Source organism: Streptomyces colwelliae, from assembly GCF_048158785.1.
Taxonomy (GTDB): Bacteria; Actinomycetota; Actinomycetes; order Streptomycetales; family Streptomycetaceae; genus Streptomyces.
This window is the reverse complement of the sequence record NZ_JBLTJC010000853.1, coordinates 1-792: the sequence shown is the minus strand read 5'-3', so window position 1 is coordinate 792 and position 792 is coordinate 1. Positions and strand designations below refer to the sequence as shown.

1 protein-coding gene and 1 pseudogene are annotated in these 792 nt (G+C 69.3%); one reads left to right on the top strand and one right to left on the bottom strand.

Translation table 11 applies throughout. The features are described from left to right. Positions 1-159: 159 nt before the first annotated feature. Positions 160-468, top strand: a pseudogene (locus ACNFOC_RS54800) (DUF192 domain-containing protein); the annotation flags it as partial. Here the strand turns inward: ACNFOC_RS54800 and ACNFOC_RS54795 are convergent. Next, positions 363-692: a hypothetical protein gene (locus ACNFOC_RS54795; RefSeq protein WP_416966372.1), complete on the bottom strand. Its 330-nt coding sequence runs from the start codon at positions 690-692 to the stop codon at positions 363-365. The pseudogene ACNFOC_RS54800 and the gene ACNFOC_RS54795 overlap by 106 nt on opposite strands. Positions 693-792 lie beyond the last annotated feature (100 nt).

Sequence of the window (792 nt, the reverse complement as noted above, 5' to 3'; positions counted from 1 at the left end):
ACCCACGAGGATCAGAATCAGGCGCACGCCGGGACGATATCCGGATACGGCGGGCGGGGGCATGGGTCTGTGGGCCCATGTGGGTCCTACTCCCGGGTGGATACGGTCGGTTGACTCGCATGACACCGGTTCCGAAGTGGCGCAGGAAGGTGACCTGACATGGGACGACGCTGGAGTGACGGGCGCGGAAAGCTGATCGTGCACGGGACCGCGAGGGAGGCCACCGTCCCGCTGGAGCTGGCGACCTCGTACCGGGCGCGTACGAAGGGGCTGCTCGGCCGGGACGCGATCGACGGGGCGATGCTGCTCTCGCCGGCGAGCAGTGTGCACACGTTCCGGATGCGGTTCCCGATCGATGTGGCTTACCTGGACCGGGACTTGAAGGTCATCGCCGTCCACACGATGAAGCCGGGGCGACTGGGGTTGCCGCGGTTGCGGTCCCGGCATGTGCTGGAGGCGGGAGCCGGCGGCCGGTTTCCGTATGCGCCGCTGGTGGTGTCGATGGTGGTGGCGTTGGTGCAGCTGGCTCGGCCGAGCCAGCCGTCGAAGGGGCCCGTGATCGGGTGGCCGTCGGGGCACTCCCCGTTCCAGGGTTCCTCGGGGTCCACGGAGAGGCGGTGGGCGGCGCGGGGCAGCAGGAGGCCCGACGACGCGCCCCACAGGGCACCCACGAGGATCAGAATCAGGCGCACGCCGGGACGATATCCGGATACGGCGGGCGGGGGCATGGGTCTGTGGGCCCATGTGGGTCCTACTCCCGGGTGGATACGGTCGGTTGACTCGCATGACACC